The sequence below is a fragment of the Pseudomonas sp. GW821-FHT01D09 genome (assembly GCF_059422465.1).
In genome coordinates, this window is sequence record NZ_JBWKWY010000031.1 from 1 (window position 1) to 19141 (window position 19141).

Genomic DNA, 19141 nt, shown 5'->3' on the forward strand with positions numbered 1-19141 from the left:
GGCGGTGGGTCAGTCAAATATCTATCAACTGACACACCGCCATCGCGAGCAAGCCCGCTCCCACAGTGGATTTTTGTCGTTTTACCGGGCGGGGTCACTTGCCGCTGGTAATCTGCCTGACCAGCAGCCCATGCCCCGTCACATCCTCGGCCCGGGAAATGGCCTGGATCACCAGCAAGCGGTTGCCGGAGCCGGCAAGGAAGGTCGAGTTCAAGGTCTTGCCACCGCCCATGCTGGCGGTGCCATCAACCTGGCGCAGGCCCACGCCCTTGATCAGCAGTTTCTTCTGCGCCAGTTTCTTGTAGTCCGGCAGGCTGGTGCCTACGTCCTTGAGGAAGCCTTCAACCGCGCTATCGAGAAACAGCGGTTCGTTGTCTTGCAGGTCGATCCCGTCATTGCGCAGGGTCTGGGCCACGACCACCACGCTTTTTGACGCCTGGTTGATATACATCGTGCCGTTGGCGCCAGCAGTGCCCTGGGCTTGCGCGCCGGCGGGCAGGGCGTCGGCGACATAGCCCTTGGGCAGGGTGAAGGTGAACTTGCCGTCCAGGGTCGAGACGATCTGGAAGTCGTCCGGCGCCGCCGCAGCCGGCTTGGTGGCCGCGAACAGTGGGCTGGCGCCCAGGCTGACAGTCAGCGCCAGGGCCAGGCGGGCGGCGGTTTGGCTGAGGGTGAGCATGAGGTCTTCCAATGGATGAACGAAATTGCGCTGTATTCTGTCAGAAAATTCGCAATTTCGTTCGGATCCATCCTCAAACCTTCCCCGACTCCTCCTCAAGACGGTCCATTTCAAACAACCGCGCCAGCTCTGCGCGCGATTCCTGGGCCGACTGCATCACCTTGGCCGCGTCGTCGTACACCGCGTGCTGCGCGGCCAGCAGTTGCAGGTCGTGGTGCTTGAAACGGTTGATCCGCGCATCGGCCTGGGTCTCGCTCAGCCCCAGGCCGACCAGGGTACGGCGGCTCATTTCCAGGCTGGAATAGAAGGTTTCGCGCACCGGTGACGCGTCCAGGTCCACCAGGCGATGCACATGCTGGCGGTTACGGGCACGGGCGATGATTTTCATGTGTGGGTAGAGGTTGCGCACCAGCTCGGCGGTCTTGATGTTGATTTCGGGATCATCCATGGCGATCACGACGTACTCGGCCTGGTCGACCTTGGCCGCGTGCAGGATCTCTGGGCGCTGGGGGTCACCGTAAAACACCGGCATACCACCAAAACTGCGGGTCAGCTCGATGGTTTCCACCGACGTGTCGAGGGCGATAAACGAAATATTCTGCGCCCGCAGGATCCGCGCCACAATCTGCCCCATCCGGCCCATGCCGGCGATCACCACCCGTGGCGCATCGCTCTCGATCGCACGGTATTCTTCCGGCACTTCCACCGGCTTGGCCTTGGGCCGGAACAGCTTCGGGCACAGCAGTAACAGCAGCGGGGTGAGGGCCATGGACAGGGTGATGGTCAACACCAGCACATCGTACAGGTGCGGGGCGAACAGGCCCTGGTCGCGGCCGATCTTGAACACCACGAAGGCAAATTCACCACCGGCCGCCAGGACCACGCCCAGGCGGACTGCGCTCTCGCGGTTCAGCTCACCGACCATCTGCCCGACCGCATACAGCAGCGGCAACTTGATGCCGATCAGCAGCAGGGTCAGGCCCAGCACCACAAAGGGCGTGCTGAACAACAGGCTGATATTGGCGCCCATGCCCACGCTGATAAAGAACAACCCCAGCAGCAGGCCCTTGAACGGCTCGATCTGTGATTCCAGCTCGTGGCGGTATTCCGAGTCGGCCAGCAGCAGGCCGGCGAGGAACGCGCCAAGGGCCATGGACACGCCCACCAGTTCCATCAGCCAGGCGGTGCCGATCACCACCAGCAGCGCGGTGGCGGTGGACACTTCACGCAGGCCGGTCTTGGCCACGATGCGAAACACCGGGCGCAACAGGTAGCGGCCGCCGATAATCACCACGGCGATGCTGCCCAATACCTGCAACCCGTGGTTCAGGTCCTGGGCGGCGGTGGTGGTGTGGTCGCCGCCGGCCAGCAGCGGCACCATGGCGATCAGCGGGATCGCCGCGATGTCCTGGAACAACAGGATCGCAAAGGCCAGACGCCCGTGGGGGCTGTTCAGCTCCTTGCGTTCGGCCAGGCTTTGCAGGCCAAAGGCCGTGGAGGACAACGCCAGGCCCAGGCCCAGCACAATCGCGCTGTTCCATGACTGGCCAAACGCCCAGAGCGCCACCGCCCCCATCACCATGGCGGTCAGCAGCACTTGCGCCAGGCCCACGCCAAACACCGCCTTGCGCATCACCCACAGGCGCTTGGGCGACAGTTCCAGGCCGATGATAAACAGCAACAACACCACCCCCAGCTCGGAGAACTGCGCGACGCTTTGCGGGTTGCCTATCAGCCCCAGTGCCGAAGGGCCGATGATCACGCCGGCGAACAGATAGCCCAGCACCGCACCCAGTTTCAGGTGCTTGGCCAGGGGCACGGTCAGTACGGCGGCCAACAGGAACACTACGGCCGCTTGTAACAGGTTGCCTTCATGGGGCATCGCTTACTCCAGGATCTTTGAGGCGAATCGATAGGGCGCTATTAGAACGCGCTTTTATGTTGCTGAATCTGAATTTTTGCCAGGGCACAGCGCTTTGTGCCAGTGCCTGTTGGATGTCGTATAAATCCTACAGGGCGCTCGCGAAAGTTTTAATACCGTTTATTTCAATGAGTTCGGTGAGGGCGGTTTTTTTTTGAATTAAAAGCTAGGTGTCGGGCGCGTGTAGAAAGTCCTAAAGTTATGCCCTTGAGTTTATATTCCATGGATGGAATATTTACATGAGGTGGGAAATTGAGTACACGGATGAATTCGGCAATTGGTGGTTTGGGCTGGATGCAAAGGAGCAGTCTTCTGTCTCGGCGACTGTAGATTTACTGGGCCTTTTGGGGCCAGCCCTGGGCTTTCCACACAGCAGCGATATCAAGAACTCCCGACATGGCAGCCTGCGGGAACTACGGATCCAGCATGCCGGGCGACCTTATCGGGTGCTGTATGTATTTGATCCGCGCAGATGTGCGCTGCTGCTGACCGGTGGTGAAAAAACCGGGCGCAATCGCTGGTATGCAGACCATATTCCGATTGCCGAAAAGCTGTATGACGAACACTTGGAAACATTGCTTAAGGAGGGCCTGAATCATGGCTAAGAAATTTGCTGACCTGCAGGCGCGCATGACCCCCGAGGCCCGTGCCGATGCCGAGCGGATCTTGCGGCAGCACCTCAAGGAAATGCCGTTGCACGAGCTGCGCAAAGCGCAACAGATGAGCCAGGAGAGCCTGGCCAAGGCCCTGAATATCAACCAGGCAGCGGTTTCCAAGATGGAGCGTCGTACCGATATGTACATCAGCACCTTGCGCAACTACATCCGTGCAATGGGTGGGGAGTTGGAGATTGTGGCGACGTTCCCGGACGGGCAGGTCAAGATCGAGAACTTCGCCACCTGACGTCTTTTACAGGGGCAGGCCCTGCGCCAATTCTTGTTACTATCGCTCTGCGTTTTCACCAGGAGCCAGCGCCTCATGCAACACCAGTGGGATGAAATGCACCGCACCCGCAAGCCCACGTTCGTGCTGTGCGGCGAGCCCCAGGGGCAGGTGCTCAATCTCTATGTCCATGGCTATTCTGCGTTTTTCAACCCGCAGCAACTGGCCAGTTTCCAGGCGCAACTGGCGGATATCGAAGGTTCGACCAACCTGATGTTGTTCTGGCCGGCCGGGCATTTCCTGGAAAACCTGTTCGCCCCCTTCAAGGACATCATCGCCTCGATGCTCGGCGGCGGCACCCTGGGCGCGGCGACCGTGGGCCTGGGCAAGGCGGTGGGCTATTTTCTTGATCACTACAAAAGTGTCGAGGCCCGGGTAGACGAGGTGGCCAGGACACTGTTGGCGGAACTGGCCAACTACCTGCACCGCGAATCGATCGAGGTGCGCCAGATCAACCTGGTCGGCCATTCCCTGGGCGCTCGCCTGCTGGTCAAGAGCCTGCTGGCCAGCCCGGAACTGGCCCGGGAACTGCCCCTCAACCACCTGTTGTTGATGGGCGGCGCGATATGCACATCCAGCCCCTGGGAGCAGGTGGCGGCGCCGCTCAAGGGGCGGGTGATCAATTGCCATTCCAGCAAGGACTGGGCCCTGGCGCTCAAGCCGGATACCGAGCGCTGCATTGGCCGCTATGCCATTCCCCTGACTCCATCCCTCAAGGGCAAAGTGACCAATGTGCATCTGGTCACCTTCGACCACGCGGCCTACTGGCCGCAGTTGCAGACGGTGGTGCAGTACACCGACTTGCTGCACGAGCGCCGGGGCATGATCCGTGTGGACCCGCGCAGTGCCGAGGTGCGCTTTGCCCAAGAGGATGCGGACCTGTTCCCGGTGCTGCTCCAGGCACGGGCGCCAGAGTTGCAGTTTCTTGCCGAGCTGATGGCTGCCAAGCACAGTGCGGCCATCGATGGCGAGGTGCGCGACCCACTGAAACTGGCTATCGAGCTGCAGCGCATGGGCGGTGACAGCTTTATGAACCTGGCCCGTGGGCACGGTGTGAGTTACCGCCAATTGGCCCAGGACGTGGCCTTGCGCGTCGGCATCAAGTTTGACCAGCCCATCGACAGCGTGGCCCTGGTGAGCCTGGAGGAGCGGGTCGCCGAGACCCTGATCGAGCAGTACAAGGACAAGCTCAGCCTGGCCGACCGCCAGGTGTTCGAGGCCGAGCTCCGGGCGGCGGCGCAAAAGGAACAGGGGTTTTTCCACCGTTTCGATGTCGGTCGTTCGGCCACCACCGCCTTGAGCGGTACGGCGCTGGCCGGGTTGACCGGGTTTATCCTGCGGCGCGGGGCGGCCACGGCGATTCCGGTGGTGGGGCAGGCGTTGGCGGCGGCCATGCTGCTGGTGAGCGGGGTGCGGGCGTTTTCCGGGCCGGCGTACTCCATCACGACCCTGGCGGTGCTGGTGCTGGGGGTGATTCGCCAGCGCATGGAGCGCGAGGCGCTGAATCAGGAAATGGACCTGGTGGTGCAGGTGGTCGAGACGCTTGATCTACCCCGGGAAACGCTGATGCGCACGGTCTCGCCGGACTGCTAAGCTGCGGGCTTGTCTTGTCTGCCTGCCTGGTACCCCGTGTGAAATTCAGCCTGCCGAAAACTGCCACCGCACCGTTCTGCCCACCGGAAGTGGCGGGCACCATCCCCGTCGATCCCCGTGCGCCGTTTTTCAAACGGGTGCTGCAGTTTGCCGGCCCCGGCCTGCTGATTTCCATCGGCTACATGGACCCCGGCAACTGGGCCACGGCCATCGAGGCCGGGTCGCGCTATGGCTACAACCTGTTGTTCGTGGTGCTGCTCGCCAGCCTGGCGGGGATGGCGGTGCAGTGCCTGTGTTCGCGGCTGGGCATCGCCACCGGCAAGGACCTGGCGCAGCTGTGCCGCGAACGCTACAGCCGGCGTTCAGCGCGCACGCAATGGGTATTGGCGGAAATCTCGATCATCGCCACCGACCTGGCCGAAGTGCTCGGCTGTGCCCTGGCGTTCCACCTGTTGCTGGGGGTATCGCTGACCACCGGCATTGTCATCACCGCGTTTGACACACTGCTGATCCTGGCCCTGCAAAACCGTGGCTTCCGGCGCCTGGAAGCGATCATGCTGGCGCTGGTGGCGACCATCGGGGTGTGTTTCTTTGTCGAGCTGGTGTTGATCAAGCCTTATTGGCCGGACGTTTTGCGTGGTTTTACGCCATCTCTCTCGGCGATCAGCGACGCCGCGCCGCTGTACCTGGCCATCGGCATCCTCGGGGCCACCGTGATGCCCCATAACCTGTACCTGCACACGTCCATCGTGCAGACCCGCCTGTTTGGCAAGGACCTGGCCAGCCGCCAGGACGCGGTCAGGCTGGCGCGTATCGACACCATCGGCTCCCTGGCCCTGGCCTTGCTGGTCAACTCGGCGATCCTGGTGCTGGCCGCTGCGGCATTCCACCAGACCGGGCATAGCGAGGTCGTGGAAATCCAGGACGCCTACCACCTGCTGGACCCGCTGGTGGGCGGTGCCTTCGCCAGTATCCTGTTCGGCATTGCCTTGCTGGCGTCCGGGCAAAGCTCGACCTTCACCGGCACCATCGCCGGCCAGGTGATCATGGAGGGCTACCTCAACCTGCGCCTTCCCTGCTGGCAACGCCGCCTGATCACCCGTGGCCTGGCGCTGATCCCGGCGTTCCTCGGGGTGTGGTTGATGGGGGACGATGCCATTGGCAAGCTGCTGATCCTCAGCCAGGTGGTGCTTAGCCTGCAGTTGCCCTTTGCCCTGTACCCGCTGATCCGCATGACCGGCGATCGGCAACTGATGGGGCCGTTCGTCAATCGCCTGCCCACCAGGATCCTGGCCTGGAGCCTGTTTACGGTGATCAGCGGCGCCAATGCCTGGTTGATCGGCCAGTGGCTGTTTTGAGTCAGCGGTCCCAGTAGGGCACGCTGCCGAAGCGTTCGACAAAAAAGTCGATGACCGTGCGCACCTTCACCGACAAGCGCCGGCTGCCGGGCCATAACGCGGCAATCTGCTGTGGTTCCAGGGTGGTGGCCACTTCATAGTCGGTCAGCACCGCCTGCAAGCGCCCGGCGCGCAGGCTGTCGCCGATCAGCCAGGAGGGGAACACCACCAGTCCCAGGCCTTGTTCGGCGGCGCGCGCCAGGGTGTCGGCGTGGTTGCCGGTGAGCGGGCCCTTGACCGAGTAGGGCGTCCAGTCGTCTGGTTCGCGACGGAAGTACCAGCGTTGCTGGCCATTCACCCCCTTGTACGCCAGGCATTGGTGATGGCGCAGTTCATCGGGATGGCGCGGCGTGCCGAAGCGCGCCAGGTAGTCGGGGCTGGCGGCGATCCGGTAGCGCTGGGGCGCGAAAATACGCGCCTGCATCCCGGAATCGTTGAGCACACCGATACGGAACAACAAGTCAGCACCTTCTTGCAGGGGGTCGATGTAGGTGTCGGTCTGCTGGATATCCAGTTGCAGCCTGGGATAACGCTGGCACAACTCGGCCACCCAGGGCGACAGGTGCCGCTGGCCGAACACCATGGGCGCATTGATGCGCACCAGGCCGCTGGGCTCGCTTTCCTGTTCTTGCAGGGCCTGCCCGGCTTCTTCCAGCTGTTGCAGCATCAGGCGCGCATGATGCCCGAGCAAACGCCCAGCTTCCGTGGGGCTGATCGCCCGGGTATGCCGATAGAGCAATTGCTGGCTCAGGGCCTGTTCCATCAATTGGATCTGTCGGGAAATGGAAGAGGGCGCCAGGCCTTCGCGGCGTGCGACTTCGGAGAAGCTGCCGTGGTCCAGCACCGCGACAAACAGGCGTAGCGCCTTGAAACTCAACTCGTTGAAGCCCTGCATGACCGCTCCGTGCTGTGCGTAATACGCAAAAGTGTTGTCGGCATGCTCCCATTTATCGCACAGATTTGTCACCGGATAATGCGCGTCATTGTGCTTCTCTGACGTGTAGGTGATGTATGCAAACTTCTTCTCTTGAGACTACGGCCCAGGCCCGCCCGCAGAACCGGCTGGGGCTGCTGCTGTTGCCGCTGGTGATCCTGGCCGGCATGGGCCTGTCGGTGGAGGCTGGCCTGTTGGGGCCGCTGGGGGCCCAGGTGGGGCATTTATGGGCCACCTTGAGCATCTTTGGGGTGGGTACGCCCATCCTGCTGCTGTTGCTGCTGTTCAGCGGCCCGCAAAAAGGCCCGGCCCTCAACGCACTGCCGCGCTGGCAACTGATCGGCGGTTTCCTGGGCCCCACGTATGTGGTGGTGCTGATCCTGGCCACGCCCCGGATCGGCATTGCCATGACCATGATCGCGATCCTTTCCGGGCAAGTGGGCAAGAGCGTGCTGATTGACCATTTCGGCTGGTTCGGCAGCCCCCGCAAGCGGGTCAATGGCGAACGCTGGATTGCGCTGCTGTTGATTGGGGTGGCTCTTGTTCTGATTGCGCGGGGTTAAGGCAATGAATCTGATTCTATTGTTGGTGCTGGTGGTTGCCGCCGGTGCGGTGTTGAGTGTGCAAGCGGCAATCAATGGGCGCCTGGGGCAAACCGTGGGGGTGCTGCGCAGCAGCCTGGTCACGTTTGTGGTGGGCATGCTGGTGACCGGCCTGCTGATTCTGTTTTTCGAGCCGGCCCAGGCCGTGAGCTTGCTTGAGGTGCCCAAGTGGCAACTGACCGGGGCATTGTTCGGCGTGGTCTACATGCTAGTGATGGTCGGTGCCGTGCCCATCGTGGGCACGGCGGTAGCGACGGTGGCGGTGATCGTCGGCCAATTGGCCATGGGCCTGTTGATCGACAGCTTCGGCTGGCTGGGCAACACGGCCATCGAACTGTCCGGCAGCCGGGTGTTGGCGATGCTGTGCCTGGCGTTGGCGCTGGTGTTCATGTATCGCAGCAGCACGCGCCAGGCGGATTGAGCACGGGCTAGAACTGATACCCCACGCCCGCGTAATAACCCCAGCCATTGGACCGGGCACGGAAGTTGCCATCGCCGAAGTTCAGTTCACTGCCGTCCTGCCAGTTACCACCGTTGTGGAAGTAACGCCCCACCAGGGTGAAGCGCAGGTGGGTAAAGGCATACAGCAAGACGTTGGTGGCCACCAGGGAGTTGGCGGTGCGTGCCGGGTTGTCCTTGTGCAGGTCCGAGCCAAAGTCATAGTTGGTAAAGCCGATGTAGGTCAGCGATGCACCATTGTCGAACTGGCCAAGGGGCACGATGTATTTCATCTGTGCACGGTAGCCGTCCCAGGAGTATTCGTTGCTCGCGCCGTAGTTCTCCCACTGGTATCGCCCATAGAAGTTGGCCGACAGAATGACCCGCGAGCGGGTGTCGATATCCGTGCCCAGGCCGCTGTACAAGGTATTGGCCCGGTTGGCGCTGTTGCTGCCATGGTCGTAGATCCAGTCGAAGGCCACATACCATTCCTTGAACGGCCCAACCGCCAGGCTGCGTCCGGCCAGGTAGTCGATGGAGATCCGTGGCTCATGTTCCATGAACACCGGTGAGCCGCGGTCCCACACGCCCTTGTCGTTGCTGTTGCCGATGCCGAAGATCTTCGGCACGTCGATATAGCCATATAGCTCGAATGGGCCTTTACGGCCGAAATACTCGTATTCCAGATAGATATCATCGGTCGGTCTGGGCCCGAAGCTGATGTCTTTGCTGCCAATGATCGTCAGGTCCTGGTTGAACCAGTCCGACAGGTACACGCCCTTTTTCGCCGGGCTGGCTTCGGCGCTCAGGGCCTCGCCCTGGGCTGATTCATCAAGCGGTTTTTTCTCGGCCTGGGTGGGAGTACTGAGTACTCCCGTAACGGCAGCCAGCATTAAGGAAACACCCAAGGTGGTCAGCGGGGTGGGGCGCCTGGAGGTCAATGGCATGGAAAATCCTTGTTCGTGTGCGGTGTTGAGCCGGTGGGCCGGAGACGGACGAACATGCAGGCAATCGGTGGCCAAGTTCGTGACGCAAACGTTTGCATAAGCTGTACCAACTTTGGTCAAACGCTTGACGAGCCTGGGGAAAGTGGGAAATTTCCGATCTTTTGATCAGAAGGTAACTCTGCTCACCTTGCCGCCGGCGTAAGCTGACCTACCTTTTCCAATCGTTGTGGAGTCTGTTTGTGGCCAAAGCATCTGCTGTCATTGAAATCCCGGTCTCGGCCGATCAAGTCTGGCAACTGGTCGGCGGGTTCAACTCGTTGCCCGATTGGCTGCCGCTGATTGCCAAGAGCGAGCCGGGCGAAGGCGGGCGTGTGCGTCACCTGCAAACCGTGGATGGCGCGGTGGTGGTCGAGCATTTGCAGACCTTCGATAACGTTGCGCGCACCTACACGTACACCATCAGCGAATCGCCGTTCCCGGTCAGTGCGTATCTGGCGACCTTGCAGGTTGAAGCGCTGGGTGAGCACTCGGCCAAAGTCACCTGGTCGGGTGTGTTCACTCCGATTGCCGGGGTGACGGATGCCGAGGTGGAAGAGCTGTTCAGCGGCGTTTACACCGGCGGCGTCGAGGCCCTGCGCAAAAACTTCCCGGCCTGACCTTGTAAGCGCCGGCACGCCGGCTTCTACAGTGGGGGCTGTGGACGGCACTCCAGGGTCAACCGCGCGCCCCCACGCTCGCTGCTGCCGACTTCCAGCCGGAAGCCATGCAGGTTGATGATCGCCGCCACAATCGACAGGCCCAGGCCAAAGCTGCCCTGCTGCTGACCGCCCTCGACCCGGTAAAAGCGCTGGAACACCGCGGCCCGTTCCGCCTCTGGAATCCCCGGGCCCGAGTCCAGGACGTCGATGCGCGTGCTGCCAGCCTGGTCGATCCCGCGCAGAATCACTTCGCCGCCCGGCGGGGTGAACTTGAGCGCATTGCTCAGCAGGTTGGCCAGGGCCTCGAACAGCAGCGCGCGGTCGCCGGTAATCGGCGGCAAGGCTGCGGGAACTTGCAACAGCAGCGTCATCTGGCCTTCTTCTGCCAAGGGCAGGTAGACGTCATGGAGTTCCTGGAGCAAGGGCAGGGGGGCGAAAACCCGGAAGCCTGCGCGCCGCTGGCGGTCCTCCAGTTCGGAAATGCGCAGCAAGCCACGAAAACGCGCCATCAGCGTGTCGGTCTCGCTGATCACTGCATCCAGTTGCCAGGCCAGGGGCGAATCCTCATCGGCCTGTTGCTTGATCCGGTACAACTGCGCGCGCAAGCGGGTCAGGGGGGTACGCAGGTCGTGGGCAATGTTGTCGCACACGCCCTTGACCTCGTTCATCAGTTTTTCGATGCGCTCCAGCATGGCATTGACGATGGCCGCCAGCATGTCCAGTTCGTCGCGGCGGTTGGACAGCGGCAGGCGGTGGGTCAGGTCGCCGGCGACGATGGCCTCGGCACTGGCCTGGATCCCGCGAATCCGCCGCAGTGGGCGCCGGCGTAGCAGGTGCCAGCCGGCGACGCCGGGGAGGATGGTCAGGGAAATGGCCCAGAACAGGGCTTGCAGGATGATCCGGGTCACGCCCAGCAACGAGCCGTTGTCGCGCACCAGCACCAGCCAGCGGCCATCCTGGGTGTGGGTCGCCACCGCGTCGCAGCTGCCCCGGGGCAGTGTCGGGTCATCCGATTCGATGCAGTTGGCCAGGGCATGGATACGCCCGTCCAGGGGCAAGCCTGCGGGGATCTGCTGGAGCGGGCCGCTAAGGGGCCGTTGTTGTCTGTCGAACAGGCCATAGGCATCAATGCCCTTCATATCGAAGGTCATGCTGGTGGCCAGGGCCTCATCCAGTTGCGTGCCCTCGAAGTGTTGGAACAGGTGCTGACGCTGCATCAGCGAGTGGCGCGACAGGTCGCCCAGGTAAGCCGAGACCTCGTAATACAGCACCCCCATGAGGATGCAGCTCCAGGCCACGAACAGCGAGCTGTACAGCGCCAGCAGGCGGCTGCTGGACGAGCGCCAGCCGTTAGACGGGTTCAGCAATGACATAGCCCGAGCCTCGTACCGTGCGGATCAGCGGCGTCAGGCCCGGCGGGTCGATTTTCTTGCGCAGGCGGCCAATGTGCACGTCGATCAGGTTGGTGCCCGGGTCGAAGTGATAACCCCACACTTCCTCGAAGATCATCATCCGCGAGAGGATTTGCCCGGTGTTGCGCATCAAGAACTCCAGCAGCTTGTACTCGGTGGGCAGCAAGCTCAGCGGCTGGTCGGCGCGGCTGGCTTCGCGGCTGATCAGGTTCAGTTCCAGGTCGGCCACGCGCAGTGCGGTTTGCGCGGCCTTGGCCGCGTTGTTGCGCCGCAGCAGCACCTCGACCCGGGCGGCCATCTCGTCGGAAGCAAAGGGTTTGGTCAGGTAATCGTCGCCTCCGGCGCGCAGGCCGCGCACCCGTTCATCCACGTCGGAGAGGGCGCTGATCATCAGGATCGGCGTCGACACGCCAAGGGTGCGCAAGGTGGTGACAATGGCCAGGCCATCGAGCTCCGGGAGCATACGGTCGAGGGTGATCAGGTCGTAATCGCCACTGACCGCCCGTGTCAGGCCTTCGCGGCCGTTGTCGACCCAGTCCACCTCCAGTCCATGGCTGCTCAGCTCGGCGACGATTTCGCGGGCCGTCACGGCGTCGTCTTCGATGGTCAAAATACGGGGCATGGGGGGCTACCTGGTTACACGGGAGTGAGGCATTTTGCCAAGAAATGCTAGCGAGGTTTCTAAAAGAAAATTCATGTAGGCCATTCTTGGGGCTGCCTCGGTCAACATGTGGGAGCAGGCCTTTTAGTCGTCGAACCCCACCTGTTCGTGAATCTCATCGACCTTCAATTCCAGCCGGTACGCCACGGCAATAAACAGCGCCTGGCACAGGCACAACGTGGCACTCAGCGAGCGGAACGCGAACGACGAGCCTTCATTGACCAGCAACACCGTGTTGGCGCGCTTGGCCAGCGGTGACAGGTTGCTGTCGGTGATGATCAGCGTTTTGGCCTGGTGGTGCTGGGCGATACGCAGGCAGTGCTGGGTTTCCTTGCCGTAGGGCGTGAAGCTGATGGCGATCACCAGGTCATTGGCACGCACGCTGCGCATCTGCTCGCGGTAGCTGCCGCCCAGGCCCGAAACCAGGTGGATGCGCTTGTTGGTGTGTTGCAGGTTGTAGACCAGGTAGTCGGCCACCGCAAAGGAGCGGCGCACGCCGACCACGTAGATATTGTCGGCGTTGACCACCAGGTCCACGGCTTTCTCGAAGGCGGCGTCGTCCAGTTCCAGGCCCAGGCGCTCGATGCCCGACAGCGTGGCATTCACGCATTCGCGGGCCAGGTCGCCGCCGCTGGCTTTCTGCGACTTGTTGGCAATCATGCTGCGGATGCGCTGCTGGTAGTTCTGCACCGGCGTGGTCTTGTGGGTATACGCCTCGCGAAACAGCGCCTGCATCTCGCTGAAGCCGCTGAAACCAAAACGCTGGGAAAACCGCACGATGGCCGAAGGATGGACTTCGCATTCCCGGGCGATATCGCTGATGCGATCGACCATGATCCGATCGCTCTGCTGGCTCATGTAGCTGGCGATGCGCTTGAGCTGGCGGGGCAGGCTTTCGTATTCATCGGTGATCAACTGCAACAGACGCTCGGCATTGATCGGAGGGCTGGCGAGAGCTTCGGTAACGTCGGTCTCGGCGCGAGCCTGCTGATCGGTGCGGGACATAGGCAATCCTTCTGGCGTGTTCTTATCAGGGCAGGTGACGGGCACGTCGCCCCTGACAATAGGTCAATGGGCGCAAGTCTACAGGGAAGGTGGCAAAAAATATCTTAATGGAAAATATATTCCACATAAAATATTTATAGAATAAATATTGATTGCTGGCGCCGGACGTCCTAGTCTGCATCCACCAAGCGCGTCGCCGTCACGACGGCAGGCGCGGGCAGATAAAAATAACAGGAGCCAGCATGGGCCAGACTCGTTTTGCCAGTGGGCGTCAATTGGATCTGATTTGTCTTGGGCGCCTGGGCGTCGATCTTTATGCGCAGCAAGTCGGGGCGCGGCTGGAAGATGTCGCCAGTTTCGCCAAGTACCTGGGCGGTTCTTCCGCCAATATTGCCTTTGGCACGGCGCGGCTGGGGCTCAAGTCGGCGATGTTGAGCCGGGTCGGGGACGATCACATGGGGCGCTTTCTCGTGGAGTCCCTGGTGCGCGAAGGCTGTGATGTCAGTGGCATCACGCTCGACCCGCAGCGCCTGACCGCCATGGTCCTGCTGGGCCTCAAGGACCGCGAGACCTTCCCCCTGGTGTTCTACCGCGAAAACTGCGCCGATATGGCCTTGCGCGCCGAGGACATCCACGAAAGCTTTATCGCCAGCAGCAAGGCGCTGTTGATCACCGGCACCCATTTTTCGACCGACGGCGTGTACCAGGCCAGCCTCCAGGCCCTGGACTACGCCGAGCGGCACGGCGTCCGGCGCGTGCTGGATATCGACTACCGCCCGGTGCTCTGGGGCCTGGCGGGCAAGGCTGACGGCCAGACCCGTTTTGTTGCCGACCAGAACGTCAGCCAGCACCTGCAAGGCATCCTGCCGCGCTTTGACCTGATTGTCGGCACCGAGGAAGAGTTCCTGATTGCCGGTGCCGGCCACGACTTGCTCAGCGCTTTGCGTAACGTGCGCCAACTGACGGCGGCGACCCTGGTGGTCAAGCTCGGCCCGCAAGGCTGCACGGTGATTCACGGGGCGATCCCGGCGCGCCTGGAAGACGGGGCGATTTACCCCGGCGTGCGCGTCGAAGTGCTTAACGTGCTGGGGGCTGGCGATGCGTTTATGGCGGGCTTTCTCAGCGGCTGGCTGAACGACGCCGATGACGCGCGTTGCTGCCAGCTGGCCAATGCCTGCGGCGGGTTGGTGGTGTCACGCCATGCCTGCGCCCCGGCGATGCCGACCCCGGCCGAGCTTGATTACCTGTTCAGCAGCCCGGTGCCGATCACCCGGCCGGACCAGGACCCGGTATTGCAGCGCCTGCATCAGGTCAGTGTGCCGCGCAAGGCCTGGAAGCAACTGTTTGTGTTTGCTTTCGACCATCGCTGGCAATTGGTGGAACTGGCGCACAAAGGCGGCCAGGACCCGGCGCGGATCTGCGCGATCAAGCAATTGTTTATCCAGGCGGTGGAGCGCGTGGAGGGCAAGCTGCGCGAGCAGGGCGTCGAGGCCGATGTGGGCATTCTGGCCGACCAGCGTTTTGGCCAGGATGCGCTGAATGCCGCCACTGGCCGTGGCTGGTGGGTCGCGCGTCCGGTAGAGGTACAGGGCTCGCGACCGCTGGCGTTCGAGCACGGCCGCTCGATTGGCAGCAACCTGATCGCCTGGCCCCAGGAGCAGATCATCAAGTGCCTGGTGCAGTTTCACCCCGATGACGAGCCGTTGCTGCGCCTGGAACAGGAGGCGCAGCTCAAGGGCCTGTATCAGGCCGCGCAAACCAGCGGCCATGAACTGCTGCTGGAAGTGGTGCCGCCCAAGGATCACCCCTCGACCTACCCGGATGTGCTCTATCGCAGCCTCAAGCGCCTGTACAACCTGGGCATCTACCCGGCGTGGTGGAAGATCGAAGCGCAGAGTGCCGAGCAGTGGCAACAGCTCGATGAGCTGATCGAGGCGCGCGACCCCTATTGCCGGGGCGTGGTATTGCTGGGCCTGAATGCCTCGGCGCAATCGTTGGCCGAGGGCTTCCGGCAGGCCAGCCGGAGCCGGACCTGCCGCGGGTTTGCCGTGGGCCGGACGATCTTCCAGGAGCCGAGCCGGGCGTGGATGGCGGCGGAAATCGACGACGAAACCCTGATCCAGCAGGTGCAGCAGACCTTCGAGCAACTGATCCAGGCCTGGTGCAGCTCCAGAATTTAAACACGCTCAACTGTAGGAACCGGCAAGCCCCACACAAGCAGATTTCAGCAGCCTCAAGGTTAAAACAATAAAAGGTGCAGCCATGCCCGCAATCCGTATTGGCATCAACCCCATCTCCTGGAGTAACGACGACCTGCCGGCCCTGGGCGGCGAAACGCCGTTGAGCACCGCGCTCAGCGAAGGCAAGGCCATCGGCTACGAAGGTTTCGAGCTCAACGGCAAATTCCCCAAGGACGCCAAGGGCGTGGGCGATGTGTTACGCCCGTACGGCCTGGCCCTGGTCTCCGGCTGGTACTCCAGCCGCCTGGCCCGGCGTTCGGTGGCCGAGGAAATCGACGCCATCGCCAGCCATGTGCAACTGCTGCGTGAGAACGGCGCCACGGTGCTGGTCTATGGCGAAGTGGCCGACTCGATCCAGGGCGCGCCGATCCGCCTGATCGAGCGCCCGCGTTTTCACAGTGAACAGGCCTGGCAGGCTTATGCCGACAAACTCACGGAGCTTGCGCGTTTTACCCTGTCCCAGGGCGTGCGCCTGGCCTACCACCACCATATGGGTGCGTACGTCGAGTCCCCGGAAGATATCGACACCCTGATGCGCCTGACCGGCCCGGAGGTCGGCCTGCTGTTTGATTCGGGGCACTGTTATATGGGCGGTGGCGAGCCGGTCGAGGTGTTGCGCAAGCACCTGGGGCGTGTGTGCCATGTGCATTTCAAGGATGTGCGCAAACCGGTGGTGCAACTGGCACGCAACCAGATGTGGAGCTTTCCCGACTGCATCGTCAATGGCACTTTCACCGTGCCGGGCGACGGCGATATCGATTTCGCCCAGTTGCTGGATGTGCTGCTGGGCGCCGGCTACCGTGGCTGGCTGGTGGTGGAGGCCGAGCAGGATCCAGCCGTGGCGCCCAGTTATATCTACGCGAAAAAAGGTTTCGATACCTTGCGCGCCCTGCTGGACGGGAGGGCCGCACAATGAGCCTGCTGGTCAAGAGCAGCCCGGATGGGCCAACTATGGTCGCACTGCCAGCGGGGCGCCTGGAATATGTAGGGTTTGCCGCGTACCGCCTGAACCTGGGGCAAACGCTGCCGGTCAGTGCCGGCGACCAGGAGCTGTGCCTGGTGCTGCTCAGTGGCCGGGTCTCGATCGAGGGCGAAGGGTTCAGGTGGCAGGACCTGGGTGATCGCCAATCGGTATTTGAAGACAAATCGCCGTTCGCCGCCTACCTGCCACCGGGCACGCTTGCCCAGGTGACCGCCCTGGGCGATGTGCTGATCGCCGTCTGCGCCGCGCCGGGCTCTACTGCCGCCAGTCTTGCACCGCGACTGATCCGCCCCGAGCACTGCAAGCGCAGCGTACGTGGCAAGGGTGCCAACACCCGCTATGTGTGCGACATCCTGCCCGACAGCGAGCCGGCCCATTCGCTGCTGGTGGTGGAAGTGCGCACGCCGTCCGGGCATTCGTCCAGCTACCCCCCGCACAAGCACGACACCGATGACCTGCCGCACCAGAGCTTTCTTGAAGAAACCTACTACCACCAGGTCAACCCGCCCCAGGGTTTTGTGTTCCAGCGGGTGTACACCGACGACCGCAGCATCGACCAGGCCATGGCCGTGGAAAACCACGACCTGGTGGTAGTGCCCAAGGGTTATCACCCGGTCAGCGTGCCGTATGGCTACGAGTCGTATTACTTGAATGTGATGGCCGGCCCCAAGCGCGCCTGGCACTTTCACAACGACCCGCAGCACAGTTGGCTGCTGGACCTTTAACCCGTAGGCGCCGAGGGGACCCAATATGACCACCACCCGATTGACCATGGCCCAGGCCCTGGTGAAGTTCCTGGATAACCAGTACATCGAAGTCGATGGCGTGCAGAGCAAGTTTGTCGCCGGGGTCTTCACCATTTTCGGCCACGGTAATGTGCTGGGCCTGGGCCAGGCCCTGGAGCAAGACAGTGGCGAGTTGGTGGTGCACCAGGGCCGCAACGAGCAGGGCATGGCCCATGCCGCGATTGGGTTTGCCAAGCAGCACCTGCGGCGCAAGGTCTACGCCTGTACCGCGTCGGTCGGCCCGGGGGCGGCGAATATGCTGACCGCCGCCGCGACCGCCACGGCCAACCGCATCCCGCTGTTACTGCTGCCCGGCGATGTGTATGCCAGTCGCCAGCCGGACCCGGTGTTGCAGCAGATCGAGCAATTCCATGACTTGAGCCTCAGCACCAACGACGCGTTCCGCGCCGTGAGCAAATACTGGGACCGCATCAACCGCCCCGAACAGTTGATGAGTGCGGCGATCCACGCCATGCGTGTGTTGACCGACCCGGCCGAAACCGGCGCCGTGACCCTGGCCTTGCCCCAGGATGTGCAGGCCGAGGCCTGGGACTACCCCGATGACTTCCTGCAAAAACGCGTACACCGCCTGGACCGGCGCCCGGCCACCGAAGCGATGCTGCGCGATGCTGTCACGCTGCTCAAATCCAAGGGCAAGCCGCTGATTATCTGCGGTGGCGGGGTCAAGTACGCCGGCGCGAATGCCGCGCTGCAGGCGTTTGCCGAGCGTTTTCAGATCCCCTTTGCCGAAACCCAGGCCGGCAAGAGCGCCATTGTCTCCAGCCACCCGCTGAATGTCGGCGGCATCGGCGAAACCGGTTGCCTGGCCGCCAACCTGCTGGCCCGGGACGCCGACTTGATCATCGGCATCGGCACGCGCTATACCGACTTCACCACCTCCTCTAAGTCGCTGTTCCAGCATCCCGAGGTGCAGTTTCTCAACCTCAATATCAGCCCCGGCGATGTGCTGAAACTCGACGGGGTACAGGTGTTGGCAGATGCCCGGGACGGGTTGCTGGCCTTGGCCGACGCACTGGGCGATTACGCCACGCAATGGGGCGAGCAGCCACGCCAGGCCCGCGCGCAGGGCGATGCTGAGGTGGAGCGGGTCTATCAGGCGCGCTACACCGACGCCGACTTCAGCCCCGAGATCAACGACCATATGGACCCGGCGGTACTGCGCGAGTTTATCGAACTGACCGGCTCCTGCCTGACCCAAAGCCAGGTCCTGGGGGTGCTCAACCAGACCCTGGCCGACGACGCGGTGATTGTCGCCGCCGCCGGCAGCCTGCCCGGTGATTTGCAGCGGGCCTGGCGCAGCAAGGGGGTCAATACCTACCACGTCGAGTACGGCTATTCGTGCATGGGCTACGAGATCAACGCGGCCCTGGGCGTGAAGCTGGCCGAGCCTGCGCGCGAGGTCTACGCCCTGGTCGGCGATGGCTCCTACATGATGCTGCATTCGGAGCTGGCTACCTCGATCCAGGAGCGGCGCAAGATCAATGTGCTGCTGCTGGACAACATGGCCTTCGGTTGCATCAACAACCTGCAGATGGGCCATGGCATGGACAGCTTCGGCACCGAGTTCCGCTTCCGCAACCCTGACAGCGGCAAGCTCGATGGCGGCCTGGTGCCGGTAGATTTCGCCATGAGCGCGGCGGCCTATGGTTGCAAGACCTACAAGGTCACCACGCTGGAACACCTGCACGCCGCGTTGGCCGATGCCCGCACGCAAAGCGTGTCGACGCTGATCGATATCAAGGTGCTGCCCAAGACCATGATCCACGGCTACCTGTCATGGTGGCGGGTCGGTGTGGCCCAGGTCTCCACCAGCGAACGCACCAACGCCTGCGCCAAACAACTTAATGAGCGCCTGGCCAAGGCCCGGCAGTACTGATAACAAGA

At 62.6% G+C, this 19141-nt stretch carries 18 protein-coding genes; 11 read left to right on the plus strand and 7 right to left on the minus strand.

The window, feature by feature from the left end; genetic code table 11:
- Nucleotides 1-94 precede the first annotated feature (94 nt).
- Both AC07W7_RS21845 and AC07W7_RS21850 read right to left on the minus strand, forming a co-directional pair.
- A complete protein-coding gene (locus tag AC07W7_RS21845) occupies nucleotides 95-679 on the minus strand; it encodes a DcrB/PsbP domain-containing protein (protein WP_495040093.1) in 585 nt (194 codons plus the stop codon).
- A 73-nt stretch (nucleotides 680-752) separates the two neighbouring features.
- On the minus strand, nucleotides 753-2561 hold the full coding sequence (locus AC07W7_RS21850; protein WP_076964304.1) for a monovalent cation:proton antiporter-2 (CPA2) family protein: 1809 nt from the start codon (nucleotides 2559-2561) through the stop codon (nucleotides 753-755).
- Nucleotides 2562-2839: 278 nt separating this feature from the next.
- Here AC07W7_RS21850 and AC07W7_RS21855 point away from each other — a divergent pair, with 278 nt between their 5' ends.
- The 4 genes from AC07W7_RS21855 (at nucleotide 2840) to AC07W7_RS21870 (ending at nucleotide 6493) form a co-directional block, all read left to right on the plus strand.
- Nucleotides 2840-3205: a type II toxin-antitoxin system RelE/ParE family toxin gene (locus AC07W7_RS21855; RefSeq protein ID WP_495040094.1), complete on the plus strand. Its 366-nt coding sequence runs from the start codon at nucleotides 2840-2842 to the stop codon at nucleotides 3203-3205.
- Nucleotides 3198-3503 (plus strand): XRE family transcriptional regulator, encoded by a 306-nt coding sequence (locus AC07W7_RS21860; RefSeq protein ID WP_076964302.1) that lies wholly within the window; start codon nucleotides 3198-3200, stop codon nucleotides 3501-3503. The genes AC07W7_RS21855 and AC07W7_RS21860 overlap by 8 nt, the downstream gene beginning before the upstream one ends.
- A gap of 75 nt (nucleotides 3504-3578) precedes the next feature.
- Nucleotides 3579-5135 carry a DUF726 domain-containing protein gene (locus AC07W7_RS21865; RefSeq protein ID WP_495040095.1) on the plus strand — a complete coding sequence of 519 codons (1557 nt, stop codon included), beginning with the start codon at nucleotides 3579-3581 and terminating at the stop codon, nucleotides 5133-5135.
- Nucleotides 5136-5173: 38 nt separating this feature from the next.
- The gene (locus AC07W7_RS21870; RefSeq protein ID WP_495040096.1) at nucleotides 5174-6493 is read left to right on the plus strand and encodes an Nramp family divalent metal transporter; all 1320 of its coding nucleotides are present in this window, start codon (nucleotides 5174-5176) and stop codon (nucleotides 6491-6493) included.
- Between the two features lies 1 nt (nucleotide 6494).
- Here the strand turns inward: AC07W7_RS21870 and AC07W7_RS21875 are convergent, their stop codons facing one another.
- Nucleotides 6495-7427 (minus strand): LysR family transcriptional regulator, encoded by a 933-nt coding sequence (locus tag AC07W7_RS21875; protein WP_495040097.1) that lies wholly within the window; start codon nucleotides 7425-7427, stop codon nucleotides 6495-6497.
- A 116-nt stretch (nucleotides 7428-7543) separates the two neighbouring features.
- Between AC07W7_RS21875 and AC07W7_RS21880 the strand changes: the two genes are divergently transcribed.
- Together AC07W7_RS21880 and AC07W7_RS21885 are read left to right on the plus strand one after the other, a co-directional pair.
- Nucleotides 7544-8029, plus strand: coding sequence for a DMT family transporter (locus AC07W7_RS21880; protein WP_197881501.1), 486 nt, complete (start codon nucleotides 7544-7546; stop codon nucleotides 8027-8029).
- Nucleotides 8030-8033: 4 nt separating this feature from the next.
- On the plus strand, nucleotides 8034-8489 hold the full coding sequence (locus AC07W7_RS21885; RefSeq protein ID WP_076964297.1) for a DMT family transporter: 456 nt from the start codon (nucleotides 8034-8036) through the stop codon (nucleotides 8487-8489).
- 7 nt (nucleotides 8490-8496) lie between these two features.
- Here AC07W7_RS21885 and AC07W7_RS21890 read toward each other — a convergent pair whose 3' ends face one another.
- Entirely contained in the window at nucleotides 8497-9453 is a 957-nt protein-coding gene (locus tag AC07W7_RS21890; RefSeq protein WP_099170391.1) for a nucleoside-specific channel-forming protein Tsx, read from the minus strand.
- 239 nt (nucleotides 9454-9692) lie between these two features.
- On the opposite strand from AC07W7_RS21890, the gene AC07W7_RS21895 reads away from it, so the two are divergent.
- Entirely contained in the window at nucleotides 9693-10109 is a 417-nt protein-coding gene (locus tag AC07W7_RS21895) for an SRPBCC family protein (protein WP_099170390.1), read from the plus strand.
- Between the two features lie 26 nt (nucleotides 10110-10135).
- On the opposite strand, the gene AC07W7_RS21900 is transcribed toward AC07W7_RS21895, so the two are convergent.
- The 3 genes from AC07W7_RS21900 to AC07W7_RS21910 all read right to left on the minus strand — a co-directional run bounded on the left by AC07W7_RS21900 (nucleotide 10136) and on the right by AC07W7_RS21910 (nucleotide 13229).
- Complete coding sequence (locus AC07W7_RS21900) at nucleotides 10136-11524, minus strand: sensor histidine kinase (RefSeq protein WP_495040098.1); 1389 nt, start codon at nucleotides 11522-11524, stop codon at nucleotides 10136-10138.
- Nucleotides 11502-12185, minus strand: coding sequence for a response regulator transcription factor (locus tag AC07W7_RS21905; RefSeq protein WP_076964327.1), 684 nt, complete (start codon nucleotides 12183-12185; stop codon nucleotides 11502-11504). The genes AC07W7_RS21900 and AC07W7_RS21905 overlap by 23 nt, the downstream gene beginning before the upstream one ends.
- A 123-nt stretch (nucleotides 12186-12308) precedes the next feature.
- Entirely contained in the window at nucleotides 12309-13229 is a 921-nt protein-coding gene (locus AC07W7_RS21910; protein ID WP_076964293.1) for a MurR/RpiR family transcriptional regulator, read from the minus strand.
- Nucleotides 13230-13471: 242 nt separating this feature from the next.
- On the opposite strand from AC07W7_RS21910, the gene AC07W7_RS21915 reads away from it, so the two are divergent.
- The 4 genes from AC07W7_RS21915 (at nucleotide 13472) to iolD (ending at nucleotide 19133) form a co-directional block, all read left to right on the plus strand.
- Nucleotides 13472-15409, plus strand: a complete 1938-nt coding sequence (locus AC07W7_RS21915; protein WP_169865230.1) for a bifunctional 5-dehydro-2-deoxygluconokinase/5-dehydro-2-deoxyphosphogluconate aldolase — start codon at nucleotides 13472-13474, stop codon at nucleotides 15407-15409.
- A gap of 82 nt (nucleotides 15410-15491) precedes the next feature.
- Nucleotides 15492-16385: a myo-inosose-2 dehydratase gene (gene iolE, locus AC07W7_RS21920; protein ID WP_495040099.1), complete on the plus strand. Its 894-nt coding sequence runs from the start codon at nucleotides 15492-15494 to the stop codon at nucleotides 16383-16385.
- Nucleotides 16382-17176, plus strand: coding sequence for a 5-deoxy-glucuronate isomerase (gene iolB, locus AC07W7_RS21925; protein ID WP_495040100.1), 795 nt, complete (start codon nucleotides 16382-16384; stop codon nucleotides 17174-17176). The genes iolE and iolB overlap by 4 nt, the downstream gene beginning before the upstream one ends.
- 25 nt (nucleotides 17177-17201) lie before the next feature.
- Entirely contained in the window at nucleotides 17202-19133 is a 1932-nt protein-coding gene (gene iolD, locus AC07W7_RS21930) for a 3D-(3,5/4)-trihydroxycyclohexane-1,2-dione acylhydrolase (decyclizing) (protein WP_495040101.1), read from the plus strand.
- Nucleotides 19134-19141: the final 8 nt, after the last annotated feature.

What these genes read in the sequence shown, in the direction of transcription:
- AC07W7_RS21845 (WP_495040093.1), bottom strand. Translation starts at nt 679, where the DNA reads ATGCTCACCCTCAGCCAAACCGCCGCCCGCCTGGCCCTGGCGCTGACT.
- AC07W7_RS21850 (WP_076964304.1), bottom strand. Translation starts at nt 2,561, where the DNA reads ATGCCCCATGAAGGCAACCTGTTACAAGCGGCCGTAGTGTTCCTGTTG.
- AC07W7_RS21855 (WP_495040094.1), top strand. Translation starts at nt 2,840, where the DNA reads ATGAGGTGGGAAATTGAGTACACGGATGAATTCGGCAATTGGTGGTTT.
- AC07W7_RS21860 (WP_076964302.1), top strand. Translation starts at nt 3,198, where the DNA reads ATGGCTAAGAAATTTGCTGACCTGCAGGCGCGCATGACCCCCGAGGCC.
- AC07W7_RS21865 (WP_495040095.1), top strand. Translation starts at nt 3,579, where the DNA reads ATGCAACACCAGTGGGATGAAATGCACCGCACCCGCAAGCCCACGTTC.
- AC07W7_RS21875 (WP_495040097.1), bottom strand. Translation starts at nt 7,427, where the DNA reads ATGCAGGGCTTCAACGAGTTGAGTTTCAAGGCGCTACGCCTGTTTGTC.
- AC07W7_RS21880 (WP_197881501.1), top strand. Translation starts at nt 7,544, where the DNA reads ATGCAAACTTCTTCTCTTGAGACTACGGCCCAGGCCCGCCCGCAGAAC.
- AC07W7_RS21885 (WP_076964297.1), top strand. Translation starts at nt 8,034, where the DNA reads ATGAATCTGATTCTATTGTTGGTGCTGGTGGTTGCCGCCGGTGCGGTG.
- AC07W7_RS21890 (WP_099170391.1), bottom strand. Translation starts at nt 9,453, where the DNA reads ATGCCATTGACCTCCAGGCGCCCCACCCCGCTGACCACCTTGGGTGTT.
- AC07W7_RS21900 (WP_495040098.1), bottom strand. Translation starts at nt 11,524, where the DNA reads ATGTCATTGCTGAACCCGTCTAACGGCTGGCGCTCGTCCAGCAGCCGC.
- AC07W7_RS21905 (WP_076964327.1), bottom strand. Translation starts at nt 12,185, where the DNA reads ATGCCCCGTATTTTGACCATCGAAGACGACGCCGTGACGGCCCGCGAA.
- AC07W7_RS21910 (WP_076964293.1), bottom strand. Translation starts at nt 13,229, where the DNA reads ATGTCCCGCACCGATCAGCAGGCTCGCGCCGAGACCGACGTTACCGAA.
- AC07W7_RS21915 (WP_169865230.1), top strand. Translation starts at nt 13,472, where the DNA reads ATGGGCCAGACTCGTTTTGCCAGTGGGCGTCAATTGGATCTGATTTGT.
- iolE (WP_495040099.1), top strand. Translation starts at nt 15,492, where the DNA reads ATGCCCGCAATCCGTATTGGCATCAACCCCATCTCCTGGAGTAACGAC.
- iolB (WP_495040100.1), top strand. Translation starts at nt 16,382, where the DNA reads ATGAGCCTGCTGGTCAAGAGCAGCCCGGATGGGCCAACTATGGTCGCA.
- iolD (WP_495040101.1), top strand. Translation starts at nt 17,202, where the DNA reads ATGACCACCACCCGATTGACCATGGCCCAGGCCCTGGTGAAGTTCCTG.